The sequence below is a fragment of the Treponema sp. R80B11-R83G3 genome, assembly GCF_054786115.1.
In genome coordinates this window covers 1-4945 of the sequence record NZ_BDHF01000113.1, presented here as the reverse complement: position 1 = coordinate 4945, position 4945 = coordinate 1, and the positions used below count along the sequence as shown (strand labels likewise).

The 4945-nt window shown below is 41.8% G+C and carries 7 protein-coding genes; 6 read left to right on the top strand and 1 reads right to left on the bottom strand.

The features are described from left to right. The 6 genes from ACYVRH_RS11185 to ACYVRH_RS11160 form a co-directional block, all read left to right on the top strand. Nucleotides 1-296: hypothetical protein (locus ACYVRH_RS11185; protein WP_461256995.1), on the top strand; the 296-nt coding region annotated here is incomplete at its 5' end. Beyond that, on the top strand, nt 286-1731 hold the full coding sequence (locus ACYVRH_RS11180) for a hypothetical protein (protein ID WP_461256994.1): 1446 nt from the start codon (nt 286-288) through the stop codon (nt 1729-1731). The genes ACYVRH_RS11185 and ACYVRH_RS11180, both read left to right, overlap by 11 nt. Before the next feature lie 18 nt (nt 1732-1749). Next, a complete protein-coding gene (locus ACYVRH_RS11175; protein ID WP_461256993.1) occupies nt 1750-2076 on the top strand; it encodes a hypothetical protein in 327 nt (108 codons plus the stop codon). Between the two features lie 38 nt (nt 2077-2114). Next, complete coding sequence (locus ACYVRH_RS11170) at nt 2115-3344, top strand: PKD domain-containing protein (RefSeq protein ID WP_461256992.1); 1230 nt, start codon at nt 2115-2117, stop codon at nt 3342-3344. Nucleotides 3345-3375: 31 nt separating this feature from the next. Beyond that, entirely contained in the window at nt 3376-4089 is a 714-nt protein-coding gene (locus ACYVRH_RS11165; protein WP_461256991.1) for a class I SAM-dependent methyltransferase, read from the top strand. Between the two features lie 82 nt (nt 4090-4171). Beyond that, nucleotides 4172-4348: a hypothetical protein gene (locus tag ACYVRH_RS11160; RefSeq protein ID WP_461256990.1), complete on the top strand. Its 177-nt coding sequence runs from the start codon at nt 4172-4174 to the stop codon at nt 4346-4348. A gap of 292 nt (nt 4349-4640) precedes the next feature. Here ACYVRH_RS11160 and ACYVRH_RS11155 read toward each other — a convergent pair. Next, the coding region (locus ACYVRH_RS11155; protein WP_461256989.1) for a hypothetical protein at nt 4641-4945 on the bottom strand (305 nt) is incomplete at its 5' end.

Here is a 4945-nt window from a genome sequence, read left to right as displayed (position 1 = left end):
ATCTTGCTCTAACTATCCATGAATTACGCATAAAATTGGACACTTATTTTAATTTACAGCAGAAGAGAATAAACAGACTAATTATTGGCACACGGAAGAAACTGCAAAGAATCATTGCCAGAACAGGCGACGCAAGCGTTATGGATTACGCGCTTACAAAAATGAGCGAAACATACCTGCCGGAATTTTATTCAGACATTGTTACAGAATTGATTGAAAAAGAAAAAAATCCTGACAAAAAGAAAACGTTGTTTTTCTACAATAAAAAACAAATTGGAGGACACAATGAAAACTAAACTAATCGGTATCGCATTAGCGGTATGTACGTTGTTGGCGTTTGTTAGCTGCCATGAAAAAGTTGTTATTCCTGTTGAAAAATTGACTCAAGACGGCTATTTTATTCTTCAGGAATCTAACGAAAAGGGCAGGTACGGACCTGTTGTTATATTTCCTGAACGGCATAATTCTCGGCTTATTCAGGCGGAAATAGGATGGGCGCTGAATATTTTGCTGGAGAACTGCGGAATAAACACCATAGCCCTTGAAGGTATGTTTGACGGCGAAACAATGACCGGAGGGAAACTGGCCTTTAGCACGGAAACGGCAAAGTACGAGGTCTTGCTGTCCGCTCTGGAAAACGGGAGCATAAAAGCCCCCGAATTTATGTACCTTGCAAAGGACAGTTTTGTATTTGGTATAGAGGATAAAGCCGAATACGCAGTTACCATGCCCGATACAGCCAATCGCGCTTTAGTCAAGGCCTTACTTATGAGTATTGTTATGGATAAAGGAGTGGAGACCTATAATCAAGGAGTAGATTCTTATAATAATAACGAAATTGATTTTAACGCCCTTATTTCGCTGAACCCATGGACTTTTGAGACGTATGAAATTATGATAAAGGGCAACTCGCTTACGGAAACCAGTAAAAGGCTGGCAGAACTTGAAGAAAAAACCGCAAGCCTGTTGGATACGCAAACTAAGGCAGGTCTGAAACAACTTAAAATATTTTACGATACCGCATATCAACGAAGTGGAACCATGTCCAGTAACGTATACCAGAAACTGAAGAAAAATAACAAACCGCTGGCTATGATTATCGGGGCCGCTCATACGGAAGATATTACCGCGTATTTCAACAAAAACAAAGTTAAGTACTATGTTCTGGAACCAAGCGGTCTAAACATGACTAATGTTTGGTCGGATTTAACCAACGAAGAATATAAACGAAAAGAAGAGGGAAAATCACTTTTTAATAACGAACAAATCCGCGTTTTTTTTGGAAGCGTACATAACCCTCGGCCTACTTTCAAGGAGGTCTGTACTCAAAGCCAGTTCAAATTTACTTCGTTAATCGGCGTTGTCATTGACGGTGCATCTTCCAATCCGCCTGTAAATACTTTTTCCCCGGATATGCTTTTCAATGATGGGCTGCGGATTGTCGCCGGAACAATAGACATATCCAATCCAGCAGATATTAAGTTCTGTATGGAAAGTACAAAGGGGGAACGACTGTATGTACGGATGATAAAAAATGTTGATAACTACAAATTTGGAGGTCTGGAAAACGCATTAAAAGACATGGTAGAAAGGTTAGAGCAGATTAATAAACAAACCATGCCCTTTGAACAGCGAATACAGGAATACAGGGACATAATAGAAGTTTTCAACTTCAAGGGATATATCGTTCTTTTTAGCCCTGAAGACATAGTAAATAAAATTAATAATTAAGACTGTAAAGAGGGATTTATGTTTTCGGCTTTATTAAACAACGGCGTTACACTGCTGGCTGCGCTTTTAGGAAATCTGAAAGAAATTAAGCACCTACGGGCTAAAATATGCATTATGTTAATTTTTTGTGCCGCTATGCTGGTATTAGCAGTTATTATCGAAAAGAAATTTACATGGACAAAAAAAACGCCCCAGCCACTAATGTACAGTGCGCCTGTTTTTTCCATACCCGATACGCCGGAAGATATAACAGCAGGGAATGAAGACATAATAATAAAAATTGAGATAAAAATTCCAAAAGGAATAGAGAGAATGCCAATGAATTTTTCTATCTCTCTTAATTAAGGATCGTTTATATGTATGAAAATAAAAGGAGTAATAAAATGAAAAAGACAATGAAAAAAATCGCGTTAATTGCAATCATGGCAGCCGCCGTAGCGTTTGCGACAGTCACTAACGGCAAATTAGGGCTGAAAGAACTTGTTTATACCATAACGCTGCCATTAGCGTTGGTAGTAAGCTGTAAAAATGAGCCGGAAATCCCTGTCAACCAACCGCCAATCGCCCATGCGGGAAACGCACAAACTGTCAAACTGCTGAACAATCTGACAGTTGTTTTGGACGGCACACAGTCAAGCGACCCGGATGGCACGATTACCGCTTATGAATGGCGATTGAAAACACCGCCGAACGGAGTAAATACAAACAGTGTTACCGTCACCAATGATACGGCAAACGTGGGGAAAGCCAACGTAACAGGCATTACGGTAAAAGGCTCGTATGTATTTGAACTTACGGTGACGGATAACGGCGGAGCGACCAATACGGCTGAGGTAACGGTAACCGTTGTTGAAAACCATCTCCCGACGGCAACTGCCGGAGTAGAGAACGGAACACTCGTTGGCGGCAAATATGAGTTTGACTTCACTGTGCCGGGCAATCGAGCTATTACGCTCAAAGGCGGCGGGGCAGACGATGACGGTACTATTGCGACTTACGCATGGACGTGCGTTAAATCGCCCGATAACAGTTTTGCCTCTTTTACATCGGCGGAACAAAATCCCGTAATCGGCAATTTTCCCAAATACGGCGATTATGAATTTTCGCTGAAAGTTAAGGATGATAACGGGGCGGAGAGCGATGCGTCAGTGGTGAAGGTTGCGTTATTTAGAACGGCGGCGGCGAATGTGGGCGTAGAGGCAGTTAATCAAACCGGCGGTGATACAAAACTGCCGTTTACTCCGTCATATACCAGTACCAACACAGCCGATTTTCCAGTTGCGGATATAGGCAATTACATCACCTATAAAGTAACGGCTACGGGTGTTAGTGAAGAAAACATTGCTTTTACATATACGTTTACTCAGGGCGAAAATAGTTTTGATGGTGAAGTACCTTCTCTTCCAGAATTTCATGCCGTATGGACTACTTTTACTCAGACTTTTTACGATAAAGAAGGCGAAAAAGTTGGTAATGAACGTATAGTAATTGTAATGGCATGTGGATCTATTTTTATGTATTTTGATCAGGAAACTTGGTCTGAGGATTTAAGCATTCCCAGTACAAGCGGCATAACACTGAGCAAAAAGGTAACTGACGGAAATATACAGTAGGGCAGGAGCAAAGAGCAAAGAGAAATGAGCAATGAAAATAGGAATAAATACGGTAACTAAAAACAAAATCGGCTCCAGCCGGGCTTCGCCCGAGACTGGAGCCAAAACAGCGATCTTAGTAACCGCTGAAAATAAAATCGGTTCCAGCCAGGCTTCGCCCGAGACTGGAACCAAAAGAGCAAATAATTTTTGCGACCAACTCGCTTTGCGCCGCCTTCTGCCCAAACACGGCGGAAAAATTGCCGATGTCTGCGGCGGGTACGGGCGGCTTGCAAACGAGTATATCGGCAAATATGCCGAAGCGTTTCTTTTTGATTACGCACCCAAACTGCTTGAACAGGCGAAAGCGGAATACGGCGACAAACTGCAAATTGTACAAGGCACGGTTTACGCCATGCCCTTTGAAGCGGACGAATTTGACGCTGTAATTATGATACGTTCCGCTCATCATTTGACCGACCTGAACGCCGCAGTAGCGGAACTTGCCCGCATTTTAAAAACCGGCGGCATTGCCGTTATCGAAATCGCCAACAAACGCAACATTTTTGAAGTTGCCCGTTATTTAATCGGACATTCTACGTTACGCCCTTTCTCGCTTGAACCTGAAAGACGCAACATGGCAGGTTTTTACTGTTTCCACCCTCGCTATGTTGAGAGTATTTTTAGGCAAAACGGACTGCGAGTCAAAAGAACATTGGGATGGTTAAAATGGGGTACGTCTATTTATTATTTGCTTGTTAAGTAGGAGGGCATAATGGTAGTTCCTCTTTGTGTTCTTCTAACCTTTGTGCTCTCAGTGTGAAGTTTTTCGTAAGGAGATTTAAAATTTGAATGAAACAATTCATCGCCTTCGCCTTATTCTGTATCTTCTACTCGCTTTCCTCGCCGGCTGCCTATGCGCAGGACTTTTCTTCAATAGACAACGATTTACAAACATTGGAAACCTTGATAAACGGGTAACGGCGCTCATTAGCGGCGGCATAGTGTGGGCAGTGATCAGATAATTTTCTTTTTTTTTCGTAAGAGTTATGTTAACGTATATCCTATCACTGAAAACCACGTTATTTATGTGTTTCAGCGGTCAGAATATATGTCTTTAAATAACAGTAAAAAAATCTGCCATTAGGTAATAGCCGGGTATACGCAAAGCTCTGCCGGGGGCGCACGGTGTGGATCGCCTACCATGCCACGCCAGAGCGTGCTTAGATAAATGCCACAGCCGTCTAGCCCCCGGAAGGGCTTTGCGTATGCCCGGCTTTTATTTAATAGAAATATTTTTCTTTTTTTAGGCATACATCATACCCTAATTATAGTAACATTCCCAAATACCGACTTCCCCGTAATATTCAAAACAGATTTACCATCCGCATCATCGCGATCACCAGTGTTAGGCGCAAATACGCCGGAAAAAACAGGAGTTATATTATTTTCTATTTTGATATTTTTAGGAACATATATTTCGATAAGTCCAAAAACAGCTTTTACTTTTAATGTCGTATTTCCGGCGGGTAAATCATTAATTTTTATTTGCGTTGTGCCAAATACGCTGGTAAAATTCCCGGCATTACCATTGATTGATTTGGCGTTAACATTCCGCCATG

Bases quoted from the DNA above. Each gene is read 5' to 3' on its own strand.
- ACYVRH_RS11170 (WP_461256992.1), top strand. From the start codon at position 2,115: ATGAAAAAGACAATGAAAAAAATCGCGTTAATTGCAATCATGGCAGCC.
- ACYVRH_RS11175 (WP_461256993.1), top strand. From the start codon at position 1,750: ATGTTTTCGGCTTTATTAAACAACGGCGTTACACTGCTGGCTGCGCTT.
- ACYVRH_RS11165 (WP_461256991.1), top strand. From the start codon at position 3,376: ATGAAAATAGGAATAAATACGGTAACTAAAAACAAAATCGGCTCCAGC.
- ACYVRH_RS11180 (WP_461256994.1), top strand. From the start codon at position 286: ATGAAAACTAAACTAATCGGTATCGCATTAGCGGTATGTACGTTGTTG.